At 60.2% G+C, this 26,144-nt stretch carries 31 protein-coding genes; 17 read left to right on the top strand and 14 right to left on the bottom strand.

Features of this window, described 5'->3' with window-relative positions:
• The first annotated feature begins 76 nt into the window (after positions 1-76).
• The 4 genes from ACI3GR_RS08310 to ACI3GR_RS08325 all read left to right on the top strand — a co-directional run bounded on the left by ACI3GR_RS08310 (position 77) and on the right by ACI3GR_RS08325 (position 3,299).
• On the top strand, positions 77-1,627 hold the full coding sequence (locus ACI3GR_RS08310; protein ID WP_407493728.1) for a flagellin N-terminal helical domain-containing protein: 1,551 nt from the start codon (positions 77-79) through the stop codon (positions 1,625-1,627).
• A gap of 75 nt (positions 1,628-1,702) precedes the next feature.
• Positions 1,703-2,077: a flagellar biosynthesis regulator FlaF gene (flaF, locus tag ACI3GR_RS08315; RefSeq protein WP_407493729.1), complete on the top strand. Its 375-nt coding sequence runs from the start codon at positions 1,703-1,705 to the stop codon at positions 2,075-2,077.
• Entirely contained in the window at positions 2,077-2,481 is a 405-nt protein-coding gene (gene flbT / locus ACI3GR_RS08320; RefSeq protein WP_407494876.1) for a flagellar biosynthesis repressor FlbT, read from the top strand. The genes flaF and flbT overlap by 1 nt, the downstream gene beginning before the upstream one ends.
• Positions 2,478-3,299, top strand: coding sequence for a DUF1217 domain-containing protein (locus tag ACI3GR_RS08325; RefSeq protein WP_407493730.1), 822 nt, complete (start codon positions 2,478-2,480; stop codon positions 3,297-3,299). Before flbT ends, ACI3GR_RS08325 begins: the two co-directional genes overlap by 4 nt.
• On the opposite strand, the gene ACI3GR_RS08330 is transcribed toward ACI3GR_RS08325, so the two are convergent.
• Positions 3,296-4,708, bottom strand: a complete 1,413-nt coding sequence (locus ACI3GR_RS08330) for a FliI/YscN family ATPase (protein WP_407493731.1) — start codon at positions 4,706-4,708, stop codon at positions 3,296-3,298. The genes ACI3GR_RS08325 and ACI3GR_RS08330 overlap by 4 nt on opposite strands.
• Positions 4,709-4,793: 85 nt before the next feature.
• Between ACI3GR_RS08330 and ACI3GR_RS08335 the strand changes: the two genes are divergently transcribed.
• From ACI3GR_RS08335 to ACI3GR_RS08375, 9 genes are read left to right on the top strand one after another with little or no spacing between them, the layout of a single operon-like run.
• Complete coding sequence (locus tag ACI3GR_RS08335; RefSeq protein WP_407493732.1) at positions 4,794-5,183, top strand: FlgB family protein; 390 nt, start codon at positions 4,794-4,796, stop codon at positions 5,181-5,183.
• A 4-nt stretch (positions 5,184-5,187) separates the two neighbouring features.
• Positions 5,188-5,580, top strand: coding sequence for a flagellar basal body rod protein FlgC (gene flgC / locus ACI3GR_RS08340; RefSeq protein WP_407493733.1), 393 nt, complete (start codon positions 5,188-5,190; stop codon positions 5,578-5,580).
• Between the two features lie 11 nt (positions 5,581-5,591).
• On the top strand, positions 5,592-5,879 hold the full coding sequence (fliE, locus tag ACI3GR_RS08345) for a flagellar hook-basal body complex protein FliE (protein WP_407493734.1): 288 nt from the start codon (positions 5,592-5,594) through the stop codon (positions 5,877-5,879).
• A gap of 6 nt (positions 5,880-5,885) precedes the next feature.
• Complete coding sequence (locus ACI3GR_RS08350) at positions 5,886-6,152, top strand: flagellar biosynthetic protein FliQ (RefSeq protein WP_407493735.1); 267 nt, start codon at positions 5,886-5,888, stop codon at positions 6,150-6,152.
• Between the two features lies 1 nt (position 6,153).
• The gene (locus ACI3GR_RS08355; protein ID WP_407493736.1) at positions 6,154-6,867 is read left to right on the top strand and encodes a flagellar hook-basal body complex protein; all 714 of its coding nucleotides are present in this window, start codon (positions 6,154-6,156) and stop codon (positions 6,865-6,867) included.
• 10 nt (positions 6,868-6,877) lie between these two features.
• On the top strand, positions 6,878-7,663 hold the full coding sequence (flgG, locus tag ACI3GR_RS08360; RefSeq protein WP_407493737.1) for a flagellar basal-body rod protein FlgG: 786 nt from the start codon (positions 6,878-6,880) through the stop codon (positions 7,661-7,663).
• A complete protein-coding gene (gene flgA, locus ACI3GR_RS08365) occupies positions 7,663-8,076 on the top strand; it encodes a flagellar basal body P-ring formation chaperone FlgA (RefSeq protein ID WP_407493738.1) in 414 nt (137 codons plus the stop codon). Before flgG ends, flgA begins: the two co-directional genes overlap by 1 nt.
• Positions 8,077-8,091: 15 nt before the next feature.
• A complete protein-coding gene (gene flgH, locus ACI3GR_RS08370) occupies positions 8,092-8,817 on the top strand; it encodes a flagellar basal body L-ring protein FlgH (protein ID WP_407493739.1) in 726 nt (241 codons plus the stop codon).
• A 12-nt stretch (positions 8,818-8,829) separates the two neighbouring features.
• Positions 8,830-9,327, top strand: coding sequence for a flagellar basal body-associated protein FliL (locus ACI3GR_RS08375; protein WP_407493740.1), 498 nt, complete (start codon positions 8,830-8,832; stop codon positions 9,325-9,327).
• Between the two features lie 11 nt (positions 9,328-9,338).
• Here the strand turns inward: ACI3GR_RS08375 and ACI3GR_RS08380 are convergent, their stop codons facing one another.
• The 10 genes from ACI3GR_RS08380 to ACI3GR_RS08425 form a co-directional block, all read right to left on the bottom strand.
• Entirely contained in the window at positions 9,339-9,722 is a 384-nt protein-coding gene (locus ACI3GR_RS08380; protein WP_407493741.1) for a hypothetical protein, read from the bottom strand.
• A complete protein-coding gene (locus tag ACI3GR_RS08385; protein ID WP_407493742.1) occupies positions 9,719-10,804 on the bottom strand; it encodes an EscU/YscU/HrcU family type III secretion system export apparatus switch protein in 1,086 nt (361 codons plus the stop codon). Before ACI3GR_RS08385 ends, ACI3GR_RS08380 begins: the two co-directional genes overlap by 4 nt.
• On the bottom strand, positions 10,801-11,574 hold the full coding sequence (locus tag ACI3GR_RS08390) for a flagellar biosynthetic protein FliR (protein WP_407493743.1): 774 nt from the start codon (positions 11,572-11,574) through the stop codon (positions 10,801-10,803). The genes ACI3GR_RS08385 and ACI3GR_RS08390 overlap by 4 nt, the downstream gene beginning before the upstream one ends.
• Positions 11,571-13,643 carry a flagellar biosynthesis protein FlhA gene (flhA, locus tag ACI3GR_RS08395; RefSeq protein ID WP_407493744.1) on the bottom strand — a complete coding sequence of 691 codons (2,073 nt, stop codon included), beginning with the start codon at positions 13,641-13,643 and terminating at the stop codon, positions 11,571-11,573. The genes ACI3GR_RS08390 and flhA overlap by 4 nt, the downstream gene beginning before the upstream one ends.
• A 3-nt stretch (positions 13,644-13,646) precedes the next feature.
• Positions 13,647-14,288 carry a lysozyme family protein gene (locus ACI3GR_RS08400; RefSeq protein ID WP_407493745.1) on the bottom strand — a complete coding sequence of 214 codons (642 nt, stop codon included), beginning with the start codon at positions 14,286-14,288 and terminating at the stop codon, positions 13,647-13,649.
• 143 nt (positions 14,289-14,431) lie between these two features.
• Positions 14,432-16,639, bottom strand: coding sequence for a hypothetical protein (locus ACI3GR_RS08405; RefSeq protein ID WP_407493746.1), 2,208 nt, complete (start codon positions 16,637-16,639; stop codon positions 14,432-14,434).
• On the bottom strand, positions 16,636-17,505 hold the full coding sequence (gene motA / locus ACI3GR_RS08410) for a flagellar motor stator protein MotA (protein WP_407493747.1): 870 nt from the start codon (positions 17,503-17,505) through the stop codon (positions 16,636-16,638). Before motA ends, ACI3GR_RS08405 begins: the two co-directional genes overlap by 4 nt.
• 67 nt (positions 17,506-17,572) lie before the next feature.
• Positions 17,573-18,175, bottom strand: a complete 603-nt coding sequence (locus tag ACI3GR_RS08415) for a MotE family protein (RefSeq protein ID WP_407493748.1) — start codon at positions 18,173-18,175, stop codon at positions 17,573-17,575.
• Complete coding sequence (locus tag ACI3GR_RS08420) at positions 18,175-18,540, bottom strand: hypothetical protein (RefSeq protein ID WP_407493749.1); 366 nt, start codon at positions 18,538-18,540, stop codon at positions 18,175-18,177. Before ACI3GR_RS08420 ends, ACI3GR_RS08415 begins: the two co-directional genes overlap by 1 nt.
• 9 nt (positions 18,541-18,549) lie before the next feature.
• Positions 18,550-19,056, bottom strand: coding sequence for a flagellar basal body-associated FliL family protein (locus tag ACI3GR_RS08425; RefSeq protein ID WP_407493750.1), 507 nt, complete (start codon positions 19,054-19,056; stop codon positions 18,550-18,552).
• A gap of 123 nt (positions 19,057-19,179) precedes the next feature.
• On the opposite strand from ACI3GR_RS08425, the gene fliF reads away from it, so the two are divergent.
• The 4 genes from fliF to fliP are packed head-to-tail and all read left to right on the top strand — an operon-like array spanning position 19,180 to position 22,373.
• A complete protein-coding gene (fliF, locus tag ACI3GR_RS08430) occupies positions 19,180-20,778 on the top strand; it encodes a flagellar basal-body MS-ring/collar protein FliF (protein ID WP_407493751.1) in 1,599 nt (532 codons plus the stop codon).
• Complete coding sequence (locus ACI3GR_RS08435; protein ID WP_407493752.1) at positions 20,778-21,371, top strand: FliH/SctL family protein; 594 nt, start codon at positions 20,778-20,780, stop codon at positions 21,369-21,371. The genes fliF and ACI3GR_RS08435 overlap by 1 nt, the downstream gene beginning before the upstream one ends.
• A complete protein-coding gene (locus tag ACI3GR_RS08440; protein ID WP_407493753.1) occupies positions 21,364-21,639 on the top strand; it encodes a FliM/FliN family flagellar motor switch protein in 276 nt (91 codons plus the stop codon). Before ACI3GR_RS08435 ends, ACI3GR_RS08440 begins: the two co-directional genes overlap by 8 nt.
• A gap of 41 nt (positions 21,640-21,680) precedes the next feature.
• Complete coding sequence (fliP, locus tag ACI3GR_RS08445; protein WP_407494878.1) at positions 21,681-22,373, top strand: flagellar type III secretion system pore protein FliP; 693 nt, start codon at positions 21,681-21,683, stop codon at positions 22,371-22,373.
• A gap of 157 nt (positions 22,374-22,530) precedes the next feature.
• Here the strand turns inward: fliP and ACI3GR_RS08450 are convergent, their stop codons facing one another.
• The 3 genes from ACI3GR_RS08450 to flgK are packed head-to-tail and all read right to left on the bottom strand — an operon-like array spanning position 22,531 to position 26,093.
• Complete coding sequence (locus ACI3GR_RS08450) at positions 22,531-23,631, bottom strand: flagellar basal body P-ring protein FlgI (protein WP_407493754.1); 1,101 nt, start codon at positions 23,629-23,631, stop codon at positions 22,531-22,533.
• Positions 23,631-24,635: a flagellin gene (locus ACI3GR_RS08455; protein WP_407493756.1), complete on the bottom strand. Its 1,005-nt coding sequence runs from the start codon at positions 24,633-24,635 to the stop codon at positions 23,631-23,633. Before ACI3GR_RS08455 ends, ACI3GR_RS08450 begins: the two co-directional genes overlap by 1 nt.
• Before the next feature lie 3 nt (positions 24,636-24,638).
• Positions 24,639-26,093: a flagellar hook-associated protein FlgK gene (flgK, locus tag ACI3GR_RS08460; RefSeq protein ID WP_407493757.1), complete on the bottom strand. Its 1,455-nt coding sequence runs from the start codon at positions 26,091-26,093 to the stop codon at positions 24,639-24,641.
• Positions 26,094-26,144 lie beyond the last annotated feature (51 nt).

Raw genomic sequence — 26,144 nt, forward strand, 5'->3', positions numbered from 1 at the left:
ACAACAAAATTCGCCCTCTTAGGGGGGCGGAATGTGCAACGGGTGCAAAAGCACCCAACATCAAAGGAACCAATGCATGTCCAGCATTCTGACGAACAACAGTGCCATGGTGGCGCTGCAAACGCTGAAATCGGTCAACAACTCCATGACCGAAACCCAAAGCCAGATTTCGACTGGTAAGCGGGTTGCCAGCGCCAAGGATAACTCTGCCGTCTGGGCGATCTCCAAGGTGATGGAATCCGACGTGAAAGGCTTCAACGCCATTTCCGAATCCCTGTCGCTGGGTGAATCCACTGTCGCCGTGGCCCGTAACGCATCTGAAACCGTGACCGATCTGCTGACCCAGATGAAGGGCAAGATCATCTCGGCCAACGAAAGCAACGTCGACCGCAACAAGATCCAGACCGACATTTCGGCCCTGACCGACCAGATCAAATCGGTTGTCGGCGCGGCGCAATTCAACGGCCTGAACCTGCTGAGCGGGACCGACGACGTCAACGTTCTGTCGTCGCTCGATCGCGCGAACGACGGCTCCGTTTCGTCCTCCGACATTACCGTGACCCGCCAAGACATGACCTATGACGCAGGTGTCATGGGCACCGGCGCGACGCTGGCCGGCAACATTTCGGAAACGCTCGGCTCCAACAGCCTGGCGGGTGTTGCGGGTGACGAATTCTCGAACTCTGCCAACACGATGACCATTCAGGTCGCGGCAGGTACCGCCGGTTCGTCCAACACCTACAACCTGCAGGTTGCAGGCGAAACGGTCACCTTCACCTCGGCCGCTTCGGGCAACACCAACGACTCCATCGCGGCGGGTATCACCGCAGCGCTGAACGCCGCTGGCATCGAAGACATCACCGCGACCGTGGCAACCGACACGATCACCATCTCGTCCCTGTCGAAGTTCGACGACGTTGAAGTCAACATGACCACGTCCGACGCGGCTGTGACGTTTGACGTGAACGCAGGTGGTGCAACGGCGGGTGGCGCAGGCTTCTCTGGCGAAACGCTGGAAGCACGCGCATCCGAGGTTGCATTCTCCGCCACTGCGGCCGTGTCCGAAGGTGACGGCTATCGCGTGTCCATCGACGGCACCAACTACGACTACGTCGCAGGCAAGAACGAAACGTTTGAAGACGTTGCGCGCGGCCTGAAGACCGCCGTCGACGGTGCTGGCCTGGCGAATGTGACCACTAAGGTCACCTACGACAGCGACAACGAACAGTGGGTTCTGCAGCTGGACAACGACGGTGCTGACCTTAGCCTGGCCGTTGACGGTAACGCGGGCGGTACCGCCACCGGTGGTCTGGCTGGCCTGGACGATCTGGATGTGACCACGGACAACGGCGCAGCCGCTGCCCTGCAGAACATCGAGACGTTCATCGACAGCTCCATCGATGCCGCTGCAGCCTTCGGTTCGGTTGAAGGCCGCATCGAAACCCAGTCGGAGTTCATCGGCAAGCTGACCGACAGCCTCAAGTCCGGCATCGGCTCCATGGTCGACGCCAACATGGAAGAGGTCTCGGCCCGCCTTCAGGCGCTGCAGGTTCAGCAGCAGCTGTCGGTTCAGGCCATGTCGATCGCCAACCAGGCGCCCCAGGCCCTTCTCTCGCTCTTCCGGTAAGAGGTGATCGTCCGGGCCGCGAAACGCGGCCCGGGCAACCTGCCTGAGACAAAGATTTAACCGGAAGGACAGAATGTGACCGCACACTCTCTGGCACAGCGCGCCTATGGTCAGGCCGCCGCCCCGACGCGAACCGCGCGAGGCACAGAATACGAAGTAATGGCTAAGATCACCCATCGGCTGATCGCATCCGCAAAACAAGGGCGTAAAGGGTTCAACCAACTCTGCCACGCCATTCATGACAACCGGCGTCTGTGGACCATTCTGGCCACCGATGTCGCCGACAAGGCCAACCCGCTACCGCAAGAGCTGCGCGCACGGATTTTCTATCTGGCCGAATTCACGCAGGAGCACAGCAGCAAGGTGCTCCGCCGCGAGGCGACGGTCGCCCCGCTGGTTGAAATCAACTCGGCCGTGATGCGCGGCCTCAGAAAAGAGGGAGGCGTATGATGGGAGGGCTGGTGCTAAAACTTGGACCCAAGGAACGGGTTCTTATCAACGGTGCGGTGATCGAAAACGGCGACCGCCGGTCGCGGCTGTCGATCGTCACGCCGAACGTCAATATTCTACGGTTGCGCGACGCGATCCACCCTGACGACGCCAACACACCGGTGCGCCGCGTGTGCTATCTGGCGCAATTGGTTCTGACGGGTGACGCTGACCCCGAAGATACGGAGCTGCAACTGCTGCGCCGGATCGAGGAGTTGAGCCAGATCCTGACGGACCCGGACAGCCGCAAACTGCTGACGGATGCGACCACGTCCGTTCTCGACGCTCAATATTATCAGTGTCTGAAATCTCTGCGCGCGTTGCTGCCCAGGGAAGAGCGGCTTTTGCGGCCGAAACTGGCATGAGCTTCCAACCAATCCTGGCTGGTTCTGGGGTAGCGGCATGGAATCTGCTGAAAAGCACCATGCCGACACAGACCAAGGTTCATGATGCGGACCCGGTGATCACTCGGGATACGGAGTATTTCGAGGCCAAGATCGGCGACATCAATACTGCAGAGGAGCTGGTGAGCGATCGCCGGCTTCTTCGCGTGGCCCTTGGGGCCTTTGGGCTTCAAGACGACATCAACAACCGCTTTTTTATCAAGCGCATTCTGGAAGATGGCGTCATCAAACAAGATGCGCTGGCCAATCGCCTGACTGATTCACGCTACAAGGATTTAGCCGGCGCGTTTGGTTTCGGAAACGATGCGACGCCCCTTTCGAAAATTTCTGACTTCGGACCAAAAATCACCGAAAAATTCCGCCGCCAGCAATTCGAGGTCGCGGTGGGAGAGCAGGATCAATCCCTGCGCCTTGCCCTGAACGCCGAACGTGAGCTTGGCGATCTTGCCACACGTAAATCGGGCGAGACGACGAAGTGGCTTAAAGTCATGGGCAATGCGCCCCTAAGGCAGGTTTTCGAAACGGCTCTTGGCCTGCCCTCCAGCTTCAGCCAGCTGGATCTGGACCAGCAAATGGAGATTTTTCGTGACCGCGCTGATCGACAGTTGGGCAGTGGAGATATCGCCCAATTCTCCGATCCAGAGCAGGTATCGAAACTCGTCCAGCGCTTTTTGCTGCGCAGTCAGGTCGCGGATATCCAAGCGTCGAGCAGCAGCAATGTCGCGCTAAGCCTTCTGCAAGGCGCAGCAACCTTTGCACGCGGGCTCTCGGGCCGTTAACCGGCCCTGGGCAGGGCTTTGCGCGCCACGGACTGTGGCGCGGATTGCTGCCCGGACATCGCCCGGCCTGCTTGGGGCGCCTGACGTCCAGAACCTGTCCTCCGTAGAATCAGGCGCAGTTTGTCGAAGGAATTCTTGACGGCATTCGCCTCTTTCTCGGACACGAAGGCATCAAGCTCTGGATAGGCCTTGATCGCAACATCCAGCTCCGGATCGCTGCCTTCGGAATAGAGGCCGGCACGGACCATCAGTTCGTTCTGTGCATAGGCCCCTAGCAAGGTCCGGGCCTGCTCGATGGTCTTATTTTCATCATCGCTGGCCGCATGGGGCAGACTTCGAGACACGGATCGCAACACGTCGATGGCCGGGAATCGCCCGCGTTCTGCAATCTTACGGTCCATCACCACGTGGCCGTCCAGAACGCCGCGCAGGATGTCAGCCACCGGTTCGTCCATGTCAGACCCGGCCACCAGCACCGTCAGGATCGCCGTGATCGCGCCCGATCCCTCAACGCCCGGCCCTGCGCGTTCGCACAACTGCATAATCGTATGAGAGGTCGACGCCGGATAGCCGCGCAAGGCGGGTGGTTCGCCCGCGGCGACCGCGACCTCTCGATGCGCTTCTGCAAAGCGGGTGATGCTGTCGCCCAGAAACAGCACATGTTTGCCCTGATCGCGGAAATGTTCCGCCACGGCCATCGCCGTCCAAGCACACCGGCGACGAACAAGAGGAGAGCGGTCAGAGGTCGCGGCGATCACCACCGCCCGTTTCATACCCTCTTCGCCCAATGCGTCCGTGACGAAATCTTTCAGTTCACGACCCCGTTCGCCGATCAGTGCGACGACGACCACGTCCGCCTCCATCCGGCCAGCGAAATGCGCCAAAAGGCTGGATTTCCCGACCCCGGACCCGGCAAACAGGCCGACCCGCTGGCCTTCGACCAACGGAAGCATCGTGTTGAACACGGCCATCCCGGTTTCCAAACGCGCGCCCAGACGACCGCGGTTGGCGGGGTTCGGAGGTGGTGCGCGCAAGGCGCGGGCGCTGTGTCCCTTAACCAAGGGCCGCCCGTCCAAGGGTTCGCCATAGGGATCGACCACGCGGCCGATCCACCCATCATGCGGGGCGATTCGTGCGGGCCCGAGCAAGGTCACGCGATCCCCACGGGACACGCCATCGGTCGAATCGTCAGGCAGAACGGTGACCATATCGTCTTCTATGCGGATCACCTCTCCTCCGAGAAAGGTGCCGTCGACGCGGATACACCGCACCTGATCGCCCATGCGGGCCGTGCCCAGACCCGATATTTTAAGGGCCGCACCTTCGACACCGGCGACCCGTCCGATCCGTCGCACGGAGGATAGCGTTTCCAATTCGGCCCGCAGACCCGCGAAAGCATTTTGCTTCATCCAGAGAATCCTTCTGCACTCAGGAACTCTTTTTAAAGGAATCAACGTTAAGCCTTGATTGAAACCACTCGAGGGAGAAGCCCCGATGTTCACATCATTGGACCTGTTTCGCACAGCGCATGCGATGGCCAGCCACGCCGGAAAACGGCAGGCGGTGATCGCATCGAATATCGCGAACGCAGATACGCCCGGATACCGCGCCAAAACCGTCGCGGCCTTCACCGACGTTTATCAAGGCGGCGGCCCAACTGGCATGCGCGCGTCCCGCAGCGGACATCTGAATGCGACCAGCGGCAGCGCCCGCAATATCATCCCGTTCACGGATACCACGGCCGAGGTCAGCCCAAACGGCAACTCCGTCTCTTTAGAAGAAGAGATGCTGAAAGGGGTTGAGGCGCAGCGCCAGCATCAGCGCGCGATCACCATTTATCGCAGCGGACTTACGATCCTGCGCACCTCTATTGGGCGGAGGTAAGTAGATGACAGATTTCCAGAATTCCCTTTCGGTGTCGGCCAGCGGGCTGAAAGCCCAGGCGCAAAGATTGCGCCACGTGTCGGAAAATATCGCCAATGCCGATACCCCGGGATACCGGCGGAAAACCGTGCCCTTCGAAAACGTCGTGGCCGCCGGACAGGCCGAGGGGATGGTGAAGACAGGTCGGGTAAAACTCGATCAGTCGGACCTTGCGCGGGTCTATGACCCGTCGCACCCCATGGCCGATGAAACCGGTCACTTTGACGGATCGAACGTCGATCTGGTGATCGAAATCGCAGACGCCCGAGAGGCGCAGCGCAGTTACGAAGCAAACCTGAAAATGTTCGATCAGGCGCGGCAAATGTCGTCCAGCCTGATGGAACTGTTACGCAGATAAGGAGATCCAGAATGGATATTCGCGCCCTGAATGCGGCCCAGAAATACGCAAACACCCGCGCCGCCACGGACCCGATCCCCGGCTCTGGCGGCGGCGCGGTCATTCGCGAAGCGGCCAAGGATTTTGCCGCAACGCTTTACGAAGGCGAAGCAGCCGCCAAGGCCGCCATGGTCGGGCAGGCTGATCCGCACACCATGGTGCAAGCACTGGCACAGACGGAACTGGCGGTCGAAACCGCCGTGACCGTCCGTGACAAGGTGGTCGAAGCCTACCAAGAAATTCTGCGGATGCCGGTCTGATCCCAAATGGACGAGGCCATCTTCTTTGACACCCTGCGGCAGGGCCTTTGGATCGCGGTGATAACCTCGGTGCCGATCCTGACTGTCGCGCTGGTCGTGGGTCTTGCGATCGGCCTGTTTCAGGCCCTGACCTCGATTCAGGAAATGACGCTGACCTTCGTGCCAAAACTGGCCGCGATCGTGGCCGTTTTCTGGGTGTCGATGGGGTTCATGACTCAGACACTGGTGTCCTTCTTTCAGGACCGCCTGATCCCGCTGATCATCGGAGGATAACGTGGAAAATACCGCCTATACGACGCTGACCCGACAGTCCGGTCTGATGCGCGAGATGCAGGTTGTGGCCAACAATATCGCCAACGCCGCGACCACCGGGTTCCGGCAAGAAGGGCTGATATTCTCCGAATACGTTCAGCGCGTGCCAAACGGGCCGTCGGTGTCGATGGCCAACGCGAACGTTCGCCAGACCTCGATGATGCAAGGCGGGCTGACGCAGACCGAGAACCCTTTTGATTTCGCGATCGAAGGCGACGGGTTCTTCCTGATCGAAACACCTCAGGGAGAGCGTCTGTCGCGGAACGGGTCCTTCAACGCCTCGGCTGAAGGGGACTTGGTGACAAACGACGGGTTCCGCGTCTTGGACGCCGGCGGCGCGCCGATGTTTGTGCCCCCGAATGCCGGTAAAATCAGTGCCGCGGCAGACGGGACGTTGTCGGCCGACGGCGTGCCCATCGGTCAACTTGGCATTGTCCGGCCCACCGACCCGATGTCCATGATCCGCGAAGACGGCGTGATGTTCGCAACCGAAGGCGGCACTGAACCGGTTGAAAATCCCCGGGTCGTGCAGGGCTTTGTCGAAAGCTCCAACGTCGATCCGATCGGGCAGATCGCGCGGATGATCCAAGTCCAGCGCGCCTATGAGATGGGGCAGAGCTTTCTGGACGCCGAAAATGAACGCGTCCGAAGCGCAATCCAGACATTCGTAAAATAAGGAGGCTTCGATGAGAGCCCTGAAAATCGCGGCAACAGGTATGGCCGCGCAGCAGATGCGGGTCGAGACGATCTCGAACAACCTGTCGAACATGTCCACGACCGCCTACAACGCACGCCGCGCAGAGTTTGCCGACCTGCACTATCAGCAGATGGCGCGCGCCGGAACGATCAACGCCTCTGATGGGACGGTCCTGCCAACGGGCGTGCAGCTGGGCCTTGGCGTCCGGCCGGCATCGGTTTCGATGCAACTGGCACAGGGCGCGCTGTCGAACACGGGCGGCGATCTGGATATCGCGATCGAAGGCAACGGATATCTTGAAGTCACGCTCCCTTCGGGAGAGGCCGCCTATACCCGTGACGGGTCGTTGAAGCGTAACGGAGAAGGGCTGATCGTCACCTCTGATGGCTTCCCGGTGTCGCCCGAAATCGTCATTCCCGCGGACGCGCGATCCATTTCGATCAACCCTGACGGAGAGGTCTATGGCCACTTCGAAGCGGGGACCGAGGCGCAGCTGTTGGGGCAGTTCACCATGTCCGGCTTCATCAATCCCAAGGGTTTGGAGGCGATCGGGTCGAACCTCTTCGTGCCGACCGAAGCCTCCGGTCCCGCCAATGCCTCAACCCCCGGGTTGGATGGTCTGGGCACGGTTCGGCAGGGCTATCTGGAAGACAGCACCGTCGACGCCGTACGTGAAATCACGGAACTGATCGAAGCGCAGCGCGGATACGAGCTGAACGCCAAGGTCATCACGGCGGCGGACCAGATGCTGGGCGCGACGACACAGGTCCGCTGATGCTGCGTCTCGCCACTGTTCTGATCTGTATCGCCCCGTCGGCGATGGCGGATATCGTCGTCGCGGCGCGGACCGTGCGGCCGCAGACCATTCTGACGGCTGCGGATCTGACGACGGCGGATCAGGATATGGCCGGGACGTTTGCCGATATCGACGCGCTGATCGGGCAGGAAACCCGCGTGGTTCTTTACGCCGGGCGGCCGATCCTGCCCGAAGATGTGGGCCCCGCCGCCGTGATCGACCGAAACCAGATCGTGCCGCTGGTTTATGCCAGCAACGGCCTGACCATCCGCTCCGAAGGGCGCGCCCTGGGGCGCGCCTCTGTCGGAGAGGCGGTGCGCGTCATGAACATGCAATCCCGAAACTCCGTCACCGGACAGGTCCAGCCGGACGGCTCTGTCCTGGTTCAATAAACTCCAAGGTTTCATATGCTTAGACTTAGCTTTTTTCTTGCGTTGATCGCTCTTTCAGCCTGCGGGCGTCAGGACCATCTGGGCAAGCCGCCCAGTTTCACCCCAACGCGCGCGTCGACGGAACACAACGCGATGATGGACCCCGGCCTGCCCTTCCGCACGATCGAAGAACCACCGGTCGTCGGCGCATCGCTGTGGATGGATAACCGTCAATCGCTGCTGGGGGATCGCCGCGCGGTCAAACGGGGTGACATCATGACGGTCGTGATCGAAATCGACGAAAAAGCCGAGATTTCGAATTCCACCAGCCGGTCGCGCAGCGGCAACGAAAGCATGCAGGTGCCGCAGCTTTTGGGGATCCCGCAACGCATCGACACTGAACTGCCGGATGGCGCCTCGATGGCGAACGCGGTCCAGCTAGGGTCGAGCAGCGATTCCAGCGGCAATGGTTCGGTTCGGCGGAATGAAAAGCTGACCCTGCGCGTGGCGGCCGTAATCACCGATGTGCTGCCGAACGGGGTTCTTCAGATCGAAGGTTCGCAAGAAGTCCGCGTGAATTTCGAACTGAGAGAGCTGATCGTCACCGGCTATGTCCGGCCCGAGGATATCTCGCGCCAGAACGAAATCACCTACGACAAGATCGCCTCCGCGCGCGTGTCTTATGGCGGCCGCGGGCAGATCACCGATGTGCAGCAGCCGCGGTATGGCAAGCAGGTCGCCGACATGATCCTGCCGTTCTAAGCGAGGCCTGTCATGAAAAAGCTACTTCCTCTTATCCTGATTATCTTGGGAATCGGGGCGGGCGCGGGAGCCGGGCTGGCCCTACGCCCCGCGCCGCAGCCTGAAGATATGGCGATGAACAATCCATGCGGCGACGGCACCGGGGCCCCCGTGGCGAAAGAGCCCGAAGAAGAGGTGCTGCCCGAAGACCGCGAATATGTGAAACTGAACAACCAGTTCATCGTTCCGGTCGTTGCGGACGGCCGTGTTGGTGCCTTGGTGGTCATGTCGATCAGCGTGGAGGTCAAGCTCGGCGCGCGCGAAACGGTGTTCCTGCGGGAACCCAAGCTGCGCGATGTCTTTCTGCAAGAGATGTTCGACCACGCCAACCAAGGCGGTTTTCAGGGCGCGTTCACCAATTCGAACACGCTCGACGTGCTGCGCAACTCTTTGAAAGAAGCGGGATCGCATGTCATGGGGGATCAGCTGCTGGATGTCCTGATCACGGACATCGCGCGGCAGGACAGCTAAAGCGCGACCCTTTAATACTGTGACAGCTTCGAAAGCCGCCTTTGGCGGCTTTCTTCTTTTTGACGGGCCGCCAGTTCATCGCCGACCTGATTACGCGCAAAGCTGAGCTTTACCCGCGCTGCGGCCTCTGCCTTACGGGCAAGGACACGGGCCAACTGCATGTTCGCCTCGGATCGCTTACGCATAATCCAGCTGCGCCACGCCTGATCGGCACCAAGCGCTTTCCAAGGCGACAGCACTTCGGTCTGGGCTGCCATCGCGTCTTCCATCTGTCGATCAAGGTCCGCAATCGCCTGACGCACCCGCGCCTCGTCGCGGGCATGTTGGCGCAGCTTGGCCAGATCAGCTTGGAAGGCCGCGTCCGTAATCCGGGCGAGATCAGAAAAATCGGTCATTTCCAGCCCTTCTTGCGACGCACGCGCATCTGGTCGGCGAACCGGATTGCCGACGCGACGGCGCGATACTGCGCTGGATCGATCTCATCCCCGACCCCGGTTGTTGCGTGCAGCGCACGTGCGGTGGGCGGGTCACGGTGGATCGGAACGCCGGATTCCTGCGCGATTTGTCGGATGGTCGCCGCGATCTCATCCACACCTTTGGCGACGCAAACCGGAGCCTCACCGGGAAGGCGGCTCCACTGAAGGGCGACGGCGTAGTGCGTCGGGTTCGTGATGATCACGTCGGCCTTGGGCACGTCCGCCATCATCTGCGACATGGCGATCTCCTGCGCCCGCTGGCGGCGTTCGCCTTTCATGTGCGGATCGCCTTCAGCCTCTTTGTGCTCATCCCGCATATCCTTGTCGGACATACGGTTTTTGCGCATGTGCTCTGCCCTTTGCCACAGGAAATCGACCCCGCCGATCGCCAAGGAAACCGCGAGCACGATCATCATGAACTCTACGCACAGCCGCATCAGCAACCCCATGGCGAGGCCCGGGCTGGTGCGCACTGTTCCTGCCATTTCCGGCAGGCGGGCCCCCATCAGGATCCCGAGGATGACCGAGTAGATGGACAATTTGACAAAGCTTTTGGCGAATTCGAACAGGCCATTGCGACCGAATTTATTCTTGGCGTTCTGCAGGATCGAAATACGCGACATCTTGGGCGCGATCTTGCTGGGCGTCACAAGAAACGCCCTTTGAGAGACGATCACCAAAAGCACGACGGCCGCCGGGATCAGAAATAGCGGAGCCAAATCCAAGACGATGGCACCCATCAAGCCCATCATCGGTGCGGCAGCCGCGCCGGATAGGAACAGCTGGTCGAACTCCTCCGCGCGGTCCAACAAGACCATCAAGGACGTGCCGATGGACCCAAGGCCGGTTGCACCGACCGTGGTCGCCGCCAGCACCAATCCAGCATATGAGGCCGCGACCGAAATATCCTGTGATCGCGGGATTTCGCCTTTCTCGCGAGCTTTCTCAAGCTTGCGCTGTGTCGGCTCGTGCGGTTTGTCGCCGGTGTCTTCGTCGCTCATGGTTGCGCACCGAAGGGATTGATCATGAAGCCGAAAAACGCATCGCGCCAGACAATCAGAATGGTGGGCATCAACAGGAACAACAGCGCAAGACCGCCAAACGTGATGACAGGTGCACCGACGAAGGCCACCATCAGCTGCGGCATCGCCCGGTTAATCACACCCAGCGTCATGTTGTAGATCACCGACACGATCACAAAAGGCGCGGCCAACGTGAAGGCCAGAGAGAACGCGTGCGCCACGCCCGCGATGCCCCATTGGGACAGATCAGAAGGCTGCGGAAACCGACCCGGTGGTAGAACCTGATAGCTGCCGATCAAGTATTCCGCTGCAGCCACATGCAGACCCATCATCATCGCCAGCGCCAGACCGCCCACAACCAACAGATGGCCGATGGCAGGAAGCGGTTCGGCCGCTGCGCCCGCGATCTGAGACAGCGACGTCGCCTGCGCGGCCATGGCGCCCGCGGTCTGCAAGGCGATCACGAAAAGCCGCAGCCCAATGCCCAATGCCAGACCCGCGATGGTTTCCGTGGTGAGGTAAGTTAGAAAGACCGACAAGGCCCAAGGAGCTTGCGGGGTCAAAGGTTCGACGGCCGGCGCCACTATCATGGTGAATGCAATCGCCAAACCAAGGCGAACGCGAACCGGAACGGATTGTTCAGAAAATCCGGGCATCACCGCCATCAAGGCGCCGACCCTGAGAAACACCAAGGCCATGTGCCACAGCCCGGCGTTCGCCCAGTCCAAAAGTGCCGCGGCCGAGGTCATGCGGCGACCACGCCGACCAAGGAGGGCCGCGCATCCAGACCAATTTCCTCGAATGCGAGGACCGGATTGCTGATGGCTTTCGCACTCATCACCATGCGGAGGAACCGTCGGCGGCGGGTCGAGGTGACAATCGCCGGGAACACGCCACGATCGTTGGCCTGAGTGATTTTTTCGGCGATATTCGCGGCCAGTATGTTGAACAGATCCGGCGGGAGCGCGACGTCAATCCCGCCACGATCGCTATCGATCTGGTAGGTGTTGAACGTATCTTCCCATTCCGGGGCAAGTTGGATCAGCGGGATCGTCCCGTCTTCGCGGCGTAGGTTGCCCACCAACTGGAAACCCAACCGCTGGCGCACCTGTTCGCAGATGCCTTCAGGCTGAGTCGTGGTCATCCGAGCCTCGGCAATTGCCTCTAGAATGAGGGGGATGTTTCGGATCGAGACCTGTTCCTCAAGCAGCAACCGCAGCACTTGATGCAGCACGTCCATTGGAACGCGGTCTGGGATCATTTCGTCCAGCAGCTTACGGTTCGCCTCTGCCCGGCGTTGATCAGAAAGCTGGGTCAATTCGTCCAGCAAACGGCGCAGAGATTTAAGCGACAGCAGGCGGGGAAGGTTTCGGCGGATCAGCTCCAACAGATGGGTCGCCAAAATCTCGGTCGGGGTCACGAGGGTGACGCCCGAAAGGGCTGCACGATCCTGATCCTGCTCGGGGATCCAGCGCGCAGCGGCCCCATAGACCGGTTCGCTGACGTCCTCGCCCGGGGGAACGTCGGCGCCCCCATCGGGCAACAAAGCCATGACGTGGTTCTGACGCAGAGCTGCGCGCGCGACCTCCACGCCTTGCAGGCGCACAACGTACGACCCAGCGGGCAGTGACGGGTCGTCGGTCAGGCGAATCTCTGGCAGGATCAAGCCGTAGTGGGTCGCGATGTGAGTTCGCATATTGGCGATACGCGCGTCCAAACCGGTGCCGGGATCCAGAACCAGATCGACAAGGTCAGGCGCAAACTCGACATGAATATCATCAAGATCCAGCAAGTCTCCCAAAGGCTTCTGCATCGGCGTTTCGGGATCTTTATCTGGCGTCTCGCTCGCCTCTTCCTCGGGCTTCTTGCGCGAAATGACCCAAGCCGCACCTGCGAGCGTGGCTGCGCCGACGACGAAGGGCAGGAAGGGAAGACCGGGAACCAGCGCAAACATGAACATCAGCGCCGCAACCGTCGCCAGCGCCGCGGGGTGGCGGCCCAATTGTCCGACCAGCGCCATGTCGGTCGCGCCGGTCGTGCCACCGCGGGCCAACAGGAGGGCCGAAGCGATCGAAATAATCACGGCGGGAATCTGGGTGACGAGGCCGTCACCGACGGTCAGGATGGCATAGGTTTCAAAGGCTTGTCCGATCGGCATATTGTGCACGATCACGCCCATGATCAGACCCATGATCAGGTTCAAAAGCGTGATCAACAGGCCAGCGACCGCGTCGCCCTTGACGAATTTGGACGCACCGTCGAGCGACCCGAAGAACGTCGTTTCCTGCTGTTCCCTTTCACGGCGGGCTTTCGCTTCGGCGTGATCGATGGCACCGGCGGACATGTCGCTGTCGATCGCCAATTGTTTGCCGGGCATCCCGTCCAAAGCAAAACGCGCACCCACTTCGGCCATACGCGCGGCGCCTTTGGTGATCACCATGAAGTTGACGATCAGCAACACGCCGAACACGACGAGCCCCAGAAAAACACTGCCGCCCATGACGAAATCGGCAAAACCTTCAATGACTTCGCCGGCGGCCGACGTCCCGGTGTGACCTTGTCCGATGATCAGTTTGGTAGACGAAACGTTAAGCGACAGGCGCAACATCAACGAGGCTAGGAGGATCGTCGGGAATGACGAAAAGTCCAATGGCCGATCAATGAAAAGCGTAACCGTGAAAATCAGGATCGCCAGGGCAAAGCTGGCGGCAAGGCCGACGTCCAACACGATCGCCGGCATCGGCAGAATCATCATCACGATGATCGCCATCAGGGCCAACGCCAAAAGGATCGTCGGCTGGAAAATCGCTTTGCCCATGCCCTACCCTCCGATCAATCGCGACCGGCTGGCGTCGGTCGTAATCGGGACAAGAGAGCCCCTTCGAACGGTGACGCCGTCCTGCACGATCAGCAAAGGAAAGCTGTTCTCTCGTTTACTGGTCGGGCGGGACGGGGTCGCCAGGTCGGGCAGTGCATTCAGTACATCTGTGAATTTCTCGATGTAGGCCGTCGCGAAGTCTTGCGTTTTGGAGTGGTACCGACCGGCGGCCAATGTCCAATCTTGGGTTACCTCAAAATGTTCGACCAAAAGGCCAGCGGCATAGCGGGCATTTTCCAGTGGGTCGATCATAGTTTGCGCCGTGTCAAACTGATCACCGTGCCACCGGGCATTCACCTGAAAGCATCCGACGTCGAAATTGCTTTGTCCCGTCGCCGTCACGTGATGCATAGCTTGCAAGGCTTCCGACCGGGTCGGAAAGTGAGCCCCGTCACCGGCCACATTGAGTGTCCAAGGCCAAGGCTGGAAGTCACCATCAATGGTTCGCCCGGTTTCGACACGGGCAATCGCGGCCATGACTTTGAATGGAACACCGTGTTCCTGGGCCGCAATCCGTGCGACGCGATCACATTCATTTACTGGCGCTGAAAATAAAGCCGCAGGGGCCGCAAGCGTGGACACCAAAAGTGCCGTCCCAAAGCCGCGATACCTGCTGGACAGAAAACGCCCAAGTATATTGATCATTTTAGAGAACTGCCTTCTGCGAGTCCCCTCCAGTCTCTGCGAAAATCCTTACTGAAGAATGAGCGCGGCCGCCGTCACAGCGATTATTCCTGCTCTGCAATCGCGTAACGATCCAGCATCTGCTGCAGCGTTTCCCGCGACGCGCGGGTGTCTTGCAGAAGGCGACGATTGGTAGCGATCATTCCGCCTGTGGGTTCAGGCCGATCTGACCGCATCAGCGTCGATAGCGCTGCGTTCAAGGTGTCGTCCGATCCTTGCAATTGATCCCAGTCACCAGCGCGCCACGCACTTTGTTCCGCCAGATCAGGTTGATCGGTGGCCGCGTAGCTTTGCGATGCCGCGGCGAAATCGCCCGCAGCTTCCTGCGCGCGGGCCCTAAGCGCATCAGCTTCGGGGCCCTCAACGCCGATCAATTCGGCCTTCGCGCGTTGTGGACGCCCGGCGAGCAGGGCCGCTTCTGCGCGAACCAGGCGACCGCGTTCGTCCGCGATATTGGTCAAAGACGCGCTAAGCTGAAAGGCAACATCAGGGAAGCCCAGATCTCGCAACGCCTCTGCCAGATCGACGCTGACTTGGGGCGACAGATCCTCTGCATGATTTTGTGCAAGGTTCAGACCATGACGCAGGATCTGCTCATCAGAGCCGACCTTCAACACGTATGAGGCGATCTCACTTCGAAGCACTGCCGGCTCTGTGACCAATCCTTGATCCAAACGGTCTTCAAGCAGGCTGAAAGCAGCCTCGAACTGGCCCGCCGCCGCCCTTGCCCGCAGTTCTGCCTTTGCGAGGTCATTCGCCAAAGGCGTCGTACGGTATTCGACTATGTATGCGCCTGCCAATTCGGCAATTTCCGGATCGATCGGATCAACGCGCGACAGAGTATCGTCAATCAATGCAATCAGTGCAGCCGGTGACCTTTCGCTAGCCGTCTCGACCACGTCAGTTAACTGATCGCGGCCTTTTTCGGGCTCGTCTTTGGTCAAGTCGATCAACCCAGATATCATTTTCTCATCCCGCGATTGTGCGGGATCGGAACGTTCCAAGATGCGCATAACGGCTTGGGATGTTTCGGTATCGCCCGCGGACAAAAATCTCTCGGCCAGCTCGGGACCCAGGCTTTTGCGGAGGCCATCAGGCAGGGCGTTCAAAGCCCTTAAAACCGCTGATTTGGCCACAGTTGTTTCATGCAACAGCGGTTTTGACGCCAAAACGGACCACAGCGCGATATCAGAGTCGCAGTCCGTCATGCCAGCGAGGGGCGATGGCCTTGGATCGTGCCCCAGATCCACAATCCGAGCGAGCGAGGACAACACCCTAACGTCCGGCTCGGGATTGATCATCAAGTCCATGGCACGCAGCGCTTCTGCCCCAAAGCCGAACGCCAGATAGAATTTCGCAAGGTCCAAGGCGGACTTGTCATCCACCTTGTCAAACTCTCCAAATACCTTGGCACGACGCGCGCCAAGCTCTGCGTTGAAATCCCCGGCTTCGGTCCAAGACGTAAAATCGAACCCCGGAATGCATGCGACCCCATCGGAGGTTACCGGCGCTGTTGTCTCGTCTTCGGACAAGAGCGACGTATGGACCCGCGCGCCACCCGATATCTTCTGGTCGCTTTGCGGCTCGGTATCAGATGCTGACTTTTCTTGAGTAGGCTCGATGGGCTTTTCAGGAGTCGACGTTTCGACCCCGCCCTCGGCAATATCCAAGAGGCCCTGCGTCGCCGTCCGGGCGACCTGATCTATCATCGCGCGCTCAAGCTCAGCCAACCGGGCGAGGCGGTTAGTACCACTTTCCGGGCCCGGCTTGGGCATAGACATCGTCACGGCCTCTGTCAGGCGGCGGGCGTCTTCAAGGCTGGGCTTGGGGGTTTCCGGCACGACGGGCAGTACGGGCGCTGCAACTTGGGGTTCGGGAACAACTGTCGGGGGTTGCTCTCCTCCCACCAGATCAAGAACCAATACGTTCCCGACAAGCACTTCTTTGCGGAGTTGGCAGTCACACTCGTAACTCAGGCTCAGGACCTTCCCGCCTTGTCCGATGCTTACGTTCTGGAATCTGTCACGGCCGATCCGGTCGTAGATGCCGGAGATATCAAAGCTCACCGGGCGGCTGGTGGTGACCTCAGATCCTGCTGCCGTTCGTGTCACGTCAGCCTCGACACCATTGGGCAGGTAGACGACAAGACGGGTGAAACCATCGTGCTCTCCTGACCGGATAGAAACGGTCTGAGACCAGCCAAAGTTTGGCAGAATAACGAGCAGAAAGATCGCCGCAACGTACCGCATCATGCCGCGTCCTGCTTGACCGCTTTCAACGCCTCTTCAAGGTCAGAGAAGCTTGGGCGGTTATGGGAAGGCGTATTCTGACGACCCACTTCGATGCAAATGTTGGTGGCGTGGTTGTGAAGGTTGGCCACCAGCACCTCTCGGATCAGGTGGTAGAAATGAGCGTCTTCTTCGACGACGGCCTTCACCTTGCCCGCAAACGGACCGACCAGACCATAAGCTAGGAACACGCCCAAGAAGGTGCCGACCAACGCGCCACCGATCATTTTACCCAGAACCTCCGGCGGCTGGTCGATCGAGGCCATCGTCTTGATCACACCAAGAACGGCCGCAACGATTCCCAACGCGGGCAAACCGTCCGCCATGGATTGCAGCGCGTGGCTGGAATGCAGGGCATGATGCAGGTTCGCCTCCATCCGCTTGTCCAGAACTTCTTCGACCTGATGCGGATCGTCGTAGTTCATGGAGGCGGAGCGCATCGTGTCGCAGATCAGTCCGATCGCTTCTTTGTCGGTCATGATCTTGGTGTATTTGGAGAAGATCGAAGACTCCTCGGGCGCTTCGATATGTTCTTCGATCGCGACCGGATTCTGCCGGGCAAGGCGGATTAATTCGAACAAAAGGCACAGAAGGTCCTGGTAGTCCTCGTGCTTCCACTTCGGACCTTTGAACACCTTTCCAACGTCCTTCATCGTATGTTTGACAGTGCCCATGTCGTTGCCGACAAGGAATGACCCGACAGCCGCGCCGCCGATCATCATCATTTCGAACGGCAGCGATTTTAGGATGATGCCAAGCTTGCCCCCCGCAAGGAGGTAGCCGCCAAACACCATAACAAAGATCACGCCGATCCCGACAAAACCGATCATCTAAGGCTCCGTTTCGATTCCTTCGGGCAGTTTGCCCGGCGCAGGTTAAAATATGGTCAGGACGGGATCATTCCGTCGGAACATTTGCGTTCCGACCGGCCAGGATCACACTGATGGTGTAGGCCGCTTGCGGGGACAGACCCGCCATGATGCCAGCGGCGACGGCCGGGTCCATCCGACCCAAGAAACCGGCCGCGAATTGCGGGTCCATTTCTTCGAACAGAATGGCCGCGTCCTTTGGCTTCATGTTCTGGTAGACGGCGGTCAGGCGGGACAGATCATCCTCTGCCGCCGTGTCCGCCAAAGCGAGCGTCGCGCGCAAGGCCTCTTCGGCTTCTTGGAGCTGACCAAGTTTGCGGGTCACTTCCGTGTCCGCAATTTGAAGCGCGCGCATGCGGTCCGCAACTTGTTGCTCTCGTAGCGCCACACGGTCTTCACGCTGCTTGAACGCCTCTAACATGGCGGCGACGTCAGGCTCCGGCTCACAGGCCTGCGGCGATGCGTCGGTGACCAGATCAGATCGATCGCTTTCGCCAACCTTCGCCAGAGCGCGACCCGCATCATCCCCGATACGCAGAAGCGCCGATCCGATCAGCAGGCAGGAAATGATGAACAGTGTTCCCCGCGTTCTGCTGCGCTTTTTACGCGGTTTTCGCTTCAGGCCGAACATCAGCGATCCCTTCCGCTGGCCATACGGCGCGAAAAGACAGGCTGAACGACCTTTTGTTCCGGCTCGTCCGGTTCGGCCTGTGTCGGTAGGTCGTGCAAAGACGCGACCAAAAGCTCCAACTTATGGGCCGCTTCTTCGGCGCGGTCCGTCAAGGCGGTCAGCGACTCGGAAGAATCGGACGCGGTCGCCTGAGCAGCAGCCAGCATCCGGGTCAGATCATCGACTTGCGCCGACAGCACCGCCACGGCACCGCCAACCCCGTTTTCAAGATCGTTGAACTTGGTCAGGCGCCGGGCCAGCACATAGCAGTAAAAGCCAGCCCCAAGTGCCCCGGCGACTAGTAGAATATCGGCGATCATGTCCATCTTGTTCTCTCAATTCATCACAAATTCCATGACCAGAAGGTCATTCACATTTTCCGATCCGGCGACGACCTGAACCCGGCGCAACATCTGCGATCGCAGGCGCACAAGGGCGGATGGGTCTTCAAGATCGCTGAGTTCGACGGCCCGCAGGTAGCTGTTCAGAACGTCAATCACGCGCGGCTGAATGGCTTCGACGACTTTGGTCGAGGTTACCGGCACCTCCAGGCTGGCGCGGAATCGCAGGTGACGATTGTCAGCGGCGCGGCCTAGGGAAATCGTCATCGGCTCAATCTCGACGTAAGCGACCTGAGCCATTTTTTCGGCCATCTCGTCCTTGGCGGCGTCCGATTCGGCCTGCTCTTCGCTGGCCTGCTCTGATCCGAACAACATGCCGGAATAGATCGCGAAAAAGCTGCCGCCACCGCCAACCAAGGCCACCACAAGGCCAAGTATCAAAGGAAGCTTGGAGGCTTTCTTCGGGGCTTCGTTTTCCAGTTCTTCTTCCTGATCCGCCATGTCGTCATCCGAATTTTTCGATGACAGCGATATAACCCGAGAGGAACTAACCGATTGTTAAGGCCAATCGGCGAAAAGGGTTTCCAGCGGGCGGTAGAAAATTGCCCGGACAAGGAGGCCGAAGTGCAGCAGTTCATCGATCTGTGGACGGGAATGGATATGCGGCGGCGCGTGATCGCGTTGCTTTCGATAGTGGCCGTCGCCGTGACTCTGGCGACCCTATACAGGCTTGCGACCAAGCCCGGGCTGGCGCTGCTGTATTCCGGGTTGGAAAGCAGTCAGGCCGGAGAGGTTGTTCGGTCCCTCGAACAGCGCGGCGTCCTGTACGAGATTCGCGGCGGCGCCATTTACGTCGAAGGCGCGGCGCGTGACGAATTGCGTATGACGCTGGCCAGTGAAGGGCTGCCGCGGAACAACTCCCAGGGCTATGAACTGCTCGATTCGCTTAGTGGGTTCGGCACGACGTCGCAGATGTTTGACGCAGCCTACTGGCGCGCGAAAGAAGGGGAACTGGCGCGAACGATTGCCACCTCTCCGCAGATTCAGGCGGCGCGGGTTCATATCGCGAATGCCGGGTCCAATCCGTTCCAAAGGGATCTGAAACCTACTGCCTCCGTTTCGGTCACCGGCTCCGGCAGCCTGTCGTCCGGGCAAGTGCGGGCGTTGAAATTCCTGATTGCATCCGCCGTGGCGGGGCTGCGTCCCGAAGATGTCGCCATTATCGATTCGTCCGGCGAATTGCTGGCCGGGGACGAACGGCAACAGGGGGCCACAGGCGCCGATGACCGTGCCGATCAGCTGCGCGACCGTGTGCAAAGGCTGCTTGAGGCGCGCGTGGGGTTTGGAAATGCGGTGGTCGAGGTGTCTGTGGACACCGTGACGGAACGAGAGTCGATTCGCGAACGCCGCTTCGATCCGGAAAGCCGCGTTGCGATTTCGACCGATACCGAAGAGCGATCCGGCACCTCCGAAAATTCGGCAAATGATGTCACGGTTGCGTCGAACCTGCCGGATGGTGATGCGGCGGGGTCGGACAATTCGTCGTCGCAATCTACCGAAACGCGGGAACGCGTAAATTACGAAGTATCCGAGACAGAGCGAGAGATCATCCGCGCACCCGGGGCGGTAAAACGTCTGTCGGTTGCGGTATTGGTAAACGGCGCAACCAGCGTGAACGCCGAGGGCGAACAGGTGATCGAACCGCGTGCTGATGAAGAACTGCAGGCGCTGAAGGATCTTGTCGCCTCTGCCGTCGGGTTCGACGAAGACCGCGGTGACATCATTACGATCAAATCGATGCTCTTCGAAGAGATCGTGCCCGAAGGAACCTTGGCGTCAGGGTCCTGGACCGATGGACTTGCGCTGGATCCGATGGCGCTGATCCAGATGGGTATCCTCGCCTTGGTCGCGATCGTGCTGGGCCTGTTCGTGGTGCGGCCCGTGTTGCGCGGCCCGGCAGGCAATTCCGTCGCCCTGCCTGCGCCGTCCCAAAACACGGTCGCGCCCGAAAGCGATGCCCTGACCGGAGAGATTTCGGACGACGATTTCACGCTGCCGGACCTGCCGGTGATCTCTGACTTCGATACGGGCGGCCTGCCCGGTTTCGATGACGTTCAAAGCTCTGACCCGGTGGCGCGGCTGCAATCCCTGATCGGAGAACGGCGTGACGAGACGGTGGAAATTCTGCGCGGCTGGCTTGAAGATCGAGAGGAAACGGCGTGATGTCGATCGCCCATCTTCTAGAAGACTTCGGCAGCGCGGTCGCCTCGGCCTCTCCCGGGTTATCCGAGGAAGAGGTCGAATCCGTGCGCTTGGAAGGGTTCGAAGCCGGTTACAAAGCCGGGTGGGAAGATGCGCTGAGATCCCAATCCGAAGAGCATGCGCGCATCTCGGAAGAATTTGCCCGCAACCTGTCGGACTTGTCGTTCACATACCACGAGGCGCACAGCCACGTGATGCAATCCATGGCGCCCCTGTTGCAGGATTTGGTCGATACCATCCTGCCGGAGGTCGTGCGCGAAACCATCGGGTTCCGCGTCGTGGAACAGTTGAACGATATGGCGAAAGAGGCGGGGGCGCAGACGATCGAACTGGCGGCCAGCGAAGGCGATCTGCCAGTCATTCAGGCGCTCTTGGACCGCGATTTTGGCTTCCCGATCTCTGCCCGGGCCGACGCCAGTCTGGCCGAAGGTCAGGTGATTTTGCGGATGACCGGGGACGAACGCCAGATCGACATGAGCGCCGTGATGACCGGAATCAAAGACGCGGTGGCGGGCATATTGGATGACACGGAAAGGACCTTGAAACATGGATAACCCCACAGGTGATAAGGGTCATCCCTTTGCCTCTGTCCCTATCGAAATCACCATCGCGGTCGGTCGTGCGCGGCCATTGATCCGCGACCTTCTGGCGATGGAGAACAACTCTGTCTTGCCGCTGGACCGGCGGGTCGAAGATCCGGTGGAACTCTACGTCGGCGATCGTCTGATCGCGCGCGGAGAGCTGGAAGAGCTTGAAGGCGCGCAGGCCGGACAATTGGCTGTGCGTCTGACCGAAGTCGCAGATCTGCAGGACGGCCTGTGACAGCGCGTCGGCTTGGCCCGGCGCTGATCGCACTCTCCCTGATGTTTGCGGGAACGGCGGTCGGCGCGCAGGAATTGACGCTGGATCTGGGCGACGGTGGGTCGATCTCGGCGCGGTCAGTGCAACTGATCGCGTTGATCACCATCCTGAGCATCGCGCCCGGGCTGGCGATCATGATCACCTGTTTTCCCTTCGTTGTGACCGTTCTGTCGATCCTGCGGCAGGCGATCGGGATGCAGCAATCCCCGCCGAACATGTTGATCGTGTCGCTGGCCCTGTTCCTGACCTATTTCGTTATGGAACCAGTGTTTCAGGCCGCTTGGGATGCCGGGATCAATCCTCTGATCCAAGGGCAGTTGGCCATGGAAGACGGCATCGCCAATGCAATCGATCCGTTCCGCAGCTTTATGGCTGCACGGGTCGACGGCGACACTTTTGAAACGATGGCGGCCCTGCGTCCCGACGCGGCCCAGATGGCCCGCGGTGAAGAAGCACCTTTGTCGGTTCTGGTGCCCAGCTTCATGCTGTCCGAGGTGGCCCGGGCCTTTCAGATCGGTTTTCTGGTGTTTCTGCCATTCCTGATCATCGATCTGGTCGTCGCAGCCGTGTTGATGTCGATGGGGATGATGATGGTCCCGCCCGCCATCGTGTCGCTGCCGTTTAAGCTTGGCTTTTTCGTCATCGCGGATGGCTGGTCATTGATCGCAGGAAGTCTGGTCAGAAGTTACTTCTGAACGTCGGCACTTTGAAAAGCAAAAGGGCGGCTCGGTAGAGCCGCCCTTTTGCCGTTGCTCAGATCGTTTCGCCCAGTGTCTTCAGGTTGAAGGCCAATCTCCCGGCTGGCTCAACTCACCAGTATCGTCTCCTAGCGCGCGGAAGAGGGCGCAGCCCTCACCGCACCACGAACTCGGCATGCAGGGCGCCAGCTGCTTTGATGCTTTTCAGGATGTCGATCATGTCGCGCGGCGAGACGCCTAAGGCGTTCAGCCCGGCGATCACTTCTGACAGGGATGTGCCTTCGCGGACTTCGGCCAAACCGATACCTGGCTCTTCCTCGATCTCCGCGCGGGTGCGGGGTACGACGACGGGCTGACCATCGGTGAAGGGGTTCGGCTGGACCACCACTGGCGCTTCTTCGATGCGCAGGGTCAGATTGCCTTGCGATACCGCGACCCGGCTGATGCGAACATCTTCGCCCATCACGATTGTCCCAGACCGTTGATCCACAACCACGCGAGCCTTCCGTTCCGGCGTGACCGAGATGTTTTCGATCCGACCGATTGCATGAGCCGGGGATTGCATCCGCGTCGACGTAATATCCAACCGCACGGTACCCCCATCCAGCATCACCGCGACATTACGGCCGAAATCCTGATTGATGGCACGCTCGATCCGTCCAGCGGTGGTGAAATCCGGCGACCGAAGGGCCAGACGCAAACTGCTCAGAGAGCTGAGATCGAAGTCGATCTCACGCTCAACCCGAGCACCGGCGGGAATGACACCAGAGGTCGGAACGCCCTGGGTGACCTGCGCGGCATCACCCTGCGCTGTGGCTCCACCAGCGATAATGGTGCCTTGCGCAACGGCGTAAATCTGCCCGTCCGCGGCGTTCAGCGGCGTCATGATGAGCGTGCCGCCCAACAGGCTTTTGGCATCGCCGATAGCGGACACCGTCACATCGATTTGGCTTCCGGCGCGGGAAAAAGCAGGCAGTTCGGCGGTGACGAAGACTGCCGCCACGTTCTTGGGGCGGAATTGTTCGCCGGTGACGTTGACGCCCAAGCGCTCAAGGATGTTGGACATGATCTCTTCGGTGAAGGGGGCGTTGCGAATGCCGTCGCCAGATCCGTCGAGGCCGACCACAAGGCCGTAGCCCACCAGATCGTTGCCGCGCACCCCATCGAATTCGACCAGGTCTTTGATGCGAATAGGATTTGCCCAAGCCATTGATGCGGTGAGGCAAAAGACCAGTGTCAGAACGCGGCCCAACATCATAGGTAATCCGCCAGCGACAGGCGCGACAGGCGCGCGGTCATCGTGTACAGGCCTTCCAGTTGGAACTGCACGTCCTCTAGCCGGGTGACAGTTTCGTAGGGATCGACGGCCAGAAGTTCGGTTCGCGCCATCTGGAAAGACGTCCGTTCGGCAGAGATGCGGATGCCACTTTCCTCGATCCGGGCCTGAGCATAGCCCAGATCGGCACGGATTTCTGTCAAAGCATGTTGTTCGAACGTCAGACCTTCGCCTGCAGTGCGGGCAAGCTCTAGCTGAAGGTTACGGTCAAACCCCAGCACCGGGTCCGATGCCAGCGCGCCCATGGCCGTGTGTTTCAACAACGTCCTGAAGGCGTCTGCATCAGCGCGAAGGTCCAGCGTAACCGTTTCGCCAGCGCCCAATGCGATCGGCGACAGGGAGGTGGTCGCGCCTTCGTATGCCAGGGTGTCAAAGTCACCGCCGGGGGCGAACCACGTGTCCAACACGGCCTCGACCCCCGCAAGGGTCGTTTCGCCAGAGACAGCGGTTTGCAACGCGCTCAGGATGTCGTCTGCTTTGGCCATCGGGGCCATATCAGTGTCTATTCCAGCGAAAAGCGACCGTCCGCCCACTGTCGTATTCAGCCGCCCGATCAAGGCGCCAAAGTCGTCACGGGCGCGAGTGGAAGTGGTCGACACGGCCTGAGGCAGGTTCGACTGGGCAGACGACATGAGCGCCAGACCCAGATCACTGACCACGGTCTGAAACCCTTCAAGCGCGTCCTGCATCGTCTGGGTGTAAAGCTTGGCCTCGTTCGTGGCGCTGTCGTAGCCTTCCAGAAGCGACAGGTTGCGATCCACGTCGGCCAAGTAGGAATAGCTGCCCGACAGGTGCCGGGCGAGGTCGGCGGTGCGGCCGCTGGAAAGTTCCTGCACCAGCGTGTTCATCTGCGATTTCAGATCAGTGTTCTGGCGGCGCATCAAGTAGGATTGGGCGAGGTCGCCGATTGTTGTCAGGCTCATTTCTTAAAGTCCCAGCAAAATGTTCATCAATTCGTCCACGGTCTGAATGACGCGGGCGTTGGCGGCGTAGGCCTGTTCGACCAAAAGCATGCGTTGCATTTCGTCATCCGTATCCACACCGCCGGCCAGCAGCCGTTCTTTCAGTTCCGTGTGGCGCGTCGTGTCGAAGGCGAGGCTTTGTTCGGACAATTGGCGCGCGGTGCCGACCTGCGATTGCAGGCTGGCGGCAAGGCCGGACGCGGTCACCCCGCTGGTGCCGAAGCTGCCAGAGGCGGGCGTACGGCGTTCCTGCAGCACAGTGATCATGTCGTTCAGCAGGGCGCTTTGTCCCGGCGGGCCAGCAGTGGCCGCGCCCAGACCGTCACGCAGTCGCCATGTGGCGCCCCCCTGCGCGGGGTCGACCAGGGTGTTCACGGCGATACGGGCAGAAATGCCGACCTCGTCAGCCGTATCGAAAGCGCCGCCACCGTCAGTGAATAGACCGGGATCAGTCGCCCCGCGCGTGGCATCCAGACCGGATTGCTGAAACCGTTCGATGACGTCACGGGCCACGGTGTCGAGCTGGGCCTGTGCCTCAACCGCGAGGTCGTCGCGGATGTGGAACAAAGCCCCCAGACGGCCGCCGCCCAATTCGTTGATCTCGGGCCCGGTCGTGACCGGCCGACCATTCAGGGTCAGCCCCGATAGAAAGCCCGCATCAATCGTCTGATAGGGCGTGATGATCGGGGTGCCGGTAAACTCCAGCTCGGCCGCGCGGCCGTCGACCAGGAAACTGCCCCCGGGGGTCAGAAGGGCGACCGACCCGCCGTCGCGTTCGATTTCGCGCACGGGGATATATTGGGAAATGTCGTCGATCACGTTCTGACGGTGATCTAACAGGCCCGCCACATCCGCACCGGTGTTACCCGCGCGGGTGATATCGTTGTTCAGACGCTCGACCTGCTGAAACAGCTCATTCAGGCGATCGACCGAGGCGTTGATTTCGGCGTCAGCCTCTTGCCGTAGGGTCTGGATGCCCTGAGAGGTTTCGTTGAAATTCTGCGTCAGCCGTTGCGACGCCGACAGCACCGCGGTCAGCCGTTCGGGCAAGTCCGGACGGCTGGAGGCCGAGACCAGCGCGCTTTCCATATTCACGACCAGCGCGGCGAGGGAATTGGCGTCTTCGGGGGTGCCGACCAAATCCTCCATCCGGGTGCGGAAGGTGGTGACCGTGTCCGAAAAGTTCATATCGCTGTCGGCAATTCGCAGGTCTGACACGACCTGTTTGTCGACGTGACGGGTGATGCCTGCCACCTGCACCCCACCGTAGCTGCCGGTGGTGCGCGTGGTGGTTTCAAGCTCTCGTCGGCCATAGCCTTCATTGAGCGCATTGGCCACGTTGGAGGATACGGTGGTGGCCGCCCGCGAGGCGGCGGTCAATCCCGACAGGGCGTTTGAGAGAGCGCCGGAAATGCTCATGTCCGATCCTTTCTGAACAACGTGGCCATTCTGGAGAAACGGGAAAGGCGG

It is taken from the genome of Pseudooceanicola aestuariicola (assembly GCF_045763785.1).
In the GTDB taxonomy this organism is placed as follows: domain Bacteria; phylum Pseudomonadota; class Alphaproteobacteria; order Rhodobacterales; family Rhodobacteraceae; genus Pseudooceanicola.

What these genes read in the sequence shown, in the direction of transcription:
- flgK (WP_407493757.1), bottom strand. Translation starts at nt 26,093, where the DNA reads ATGAGCATTTCCGGCGCTCTCTCAAACGCCCTGTCGGGATTGACCGCC.
- ACI3GR_RS08310 (WP_407493728.1), top strand. Translation starts at nt 77, where the DNA reads ATGTCCAGCATTCTGACGAACAACAGTGCCATGGTGGCGCTGCAAACG.
- ACI3GR_RS08450 (WP_407493754.1), bottom strand. Translation starts at nt 23,631, where the DNA reads ATGTTGGGCCGCGTTCTGACACTGGTCTTTTGCCTCACCGCATCAATG.
- ACI3GR_RS08425 (WP_407493750.1), bottom strand. Translation starts at nt 19,056, where the DNA reads ATGGCGGATCAGGAAGAAGAACTGGAAAACGAAGCCCCGAAGAAAGCC.
- flbT (WP_407494876.1), top strand. Translation starts at nt 2,077, where the DNA reads ATGGGAGGGCTGGTGCTAAAACTTGGACCCAAGGAACGGGTTCTTATC.
- ACI3GR_RS08380 (WP_407493741.1), bottom strand. Translation starts at nt 9,722, where the DNA reads ATGACCGATTTTTCTGATCTCGCCCGGATTACGGACGCGGCCTTCCAA.
- ACI3GR_RS08435 (WP_407493752.1), top strand. Translation starts at nt 20,778, where the DNA reads ATGTCGATCGCCCATCTTCTAGAAGACTTCGGCAGCGCGGTCGCCTCG.
- ACI3GR_RS08440 (WP_407493753.1), top strand. Translation starts at nt 21,364, where the DNA reads ATGGATAACCCCACAGGTGATAAGGGTCATCCCTTTGCCTCTGTCCCT.
- ACI3GR_RS08350 (WP_407493735.1), top strand. Translation starts at nt 5,886, where the DNA reads ATGGACGAGGCCATCTTCTTTGACACCCTGCGGCAGGGCCTTTGGATC.
- flhA (WP_407493744.1), bottom strand. Translation starts at nt 13,643, where the DNA reads ATGGGCAAAGCGATTTTCCAGCCGACGATCCTTTTGGCGTTGGCCCTG.
- ACI3GR_RS08330 (WP_407493731.1), bottom strand. Translation starts at nt 4,708, where the DNA reads ATGAAGCAAAATGCTTTCGCGGGTCTGCGGGCCGAATTGGAAACGCTA.
- ACI3GR_RS08415 (WP_407493748.1), bottom strand. Translation starts at nt 18,175, where the DNA reads ATGTTCGGCCTGAAGCGAAAACCGCGTAAAAAGCGCAGCAGAACGCGG.
- fliE (WP_407493734.1), top strand. Translation starts at nt 5,592, where the DNA reads ATGGATATTCGCGCCCTGAATGCGGCCCAGAAATACGCAAACACCCGC.
- flgC (WP_407493733.1), top strand. Translation starts at nt 5,188, where the DNA reads ATGACAGATTTCCAGAATTCCCTTTCGGTGTCGGCCAGCGGGCTGAAA.
- ACI3GR_RS08335 (WP_407493732.1), top strand. Translation starts at nt 4,794, where the DNA reads ATGTTCACATCATTGGACCTGTTTCGCACAGCGCATGCGATGGCCAGC.
- motA (WP_407493747.1), bottom strand. Translation starts at nt 17,505, where the DNA reads ATGATCGGTTTTGTCGGGATCGGCGTGATCTTTGTTATGGTGTTTGGC.
- ACI3GR_RS08375 (WP_407493740.1), top strand. Translation starts at nt 8,830, where the DNA reads ATGAAAAAGCTACTTCCTCTTATCCTGATTATCTTGGGAATCGGGGCG.
- ACI3GR_RS08390 (WP_407493743.1), bottom strand. Translation starts at nt 11,574, where the DNA reads ATGACCTCGGCCGCGGCACTTTTGGACTGGGCGAACGCCGGGCTGTGG.
- flgH (WP_407493739.1), top strand. Translation starts at nt 8,092, where the DNA reads ATGCTTAGACTTAGCTTTTTTCTTGCGTTGATCGCTCTTTCAGCCTGC.
- flgA (WP_407493738.1), top strand. Translation starts at nt 7,663, where the DNA reads ATGCTGCGTCTCGCCACTGTTCTGATCTGTATCGCCCCGTCGGCGATG.
- ACI3GR_RS08385 (WP_407493742.1), bottom strand. Translation starts at nt 10,804, where the DNA reads ATGAGCGACGAAGACACCGGCGACAAACCGCACGAGCCGACACAGCGC.
- ACI3GR_RS08405 (WP_407493746.1), bottom strand. Translation starts at nt 16,639, where the DNA reads ATGATGCGGTACGTTGCGGCGATCTTTCTGCTCGTTATTCTGCCAAAC.
- ACI3GR_RS08325 (WP_407493730.1), top strand. Translation starts at nt 2,478, where the DNA reads ATGAGCTTCCAACCAATCCTGGCTGGTTCTGGGGTAGCGGCATGGAAT.
- fliP (WP_407494878.1), top strand. Translation starts at nt 21,681, where the DNA reads ATGTTTGCGGGAACGGCGGTCGGCGCGCAGGAATTGACGCTGGATCTG.
- flgG (WP_407493737.1), top strand. Translation starts at nt 6,878, where the DNA reads ATGAGAGCCCTGAAAATCGCGGCAACAGGTATGGCCGCGCAGCAGATG.
- ACI3GR_RS08420 (WP_407493749.1), bottom strand. Translation starts at nt 18,540, where the DNA reads ATGGACATGATCGCCGATATTCTACTAGTCGCCGGGGCACTTGGGGCT.
- ACI3GR_RS08455 (WP_407493756.1), bottom strand. Translation starts at nt 24,635, where the DNA reads ATGAGCCTGACAACAATCGGCGACCTCGCCCAATCCTACTTGATGCGC.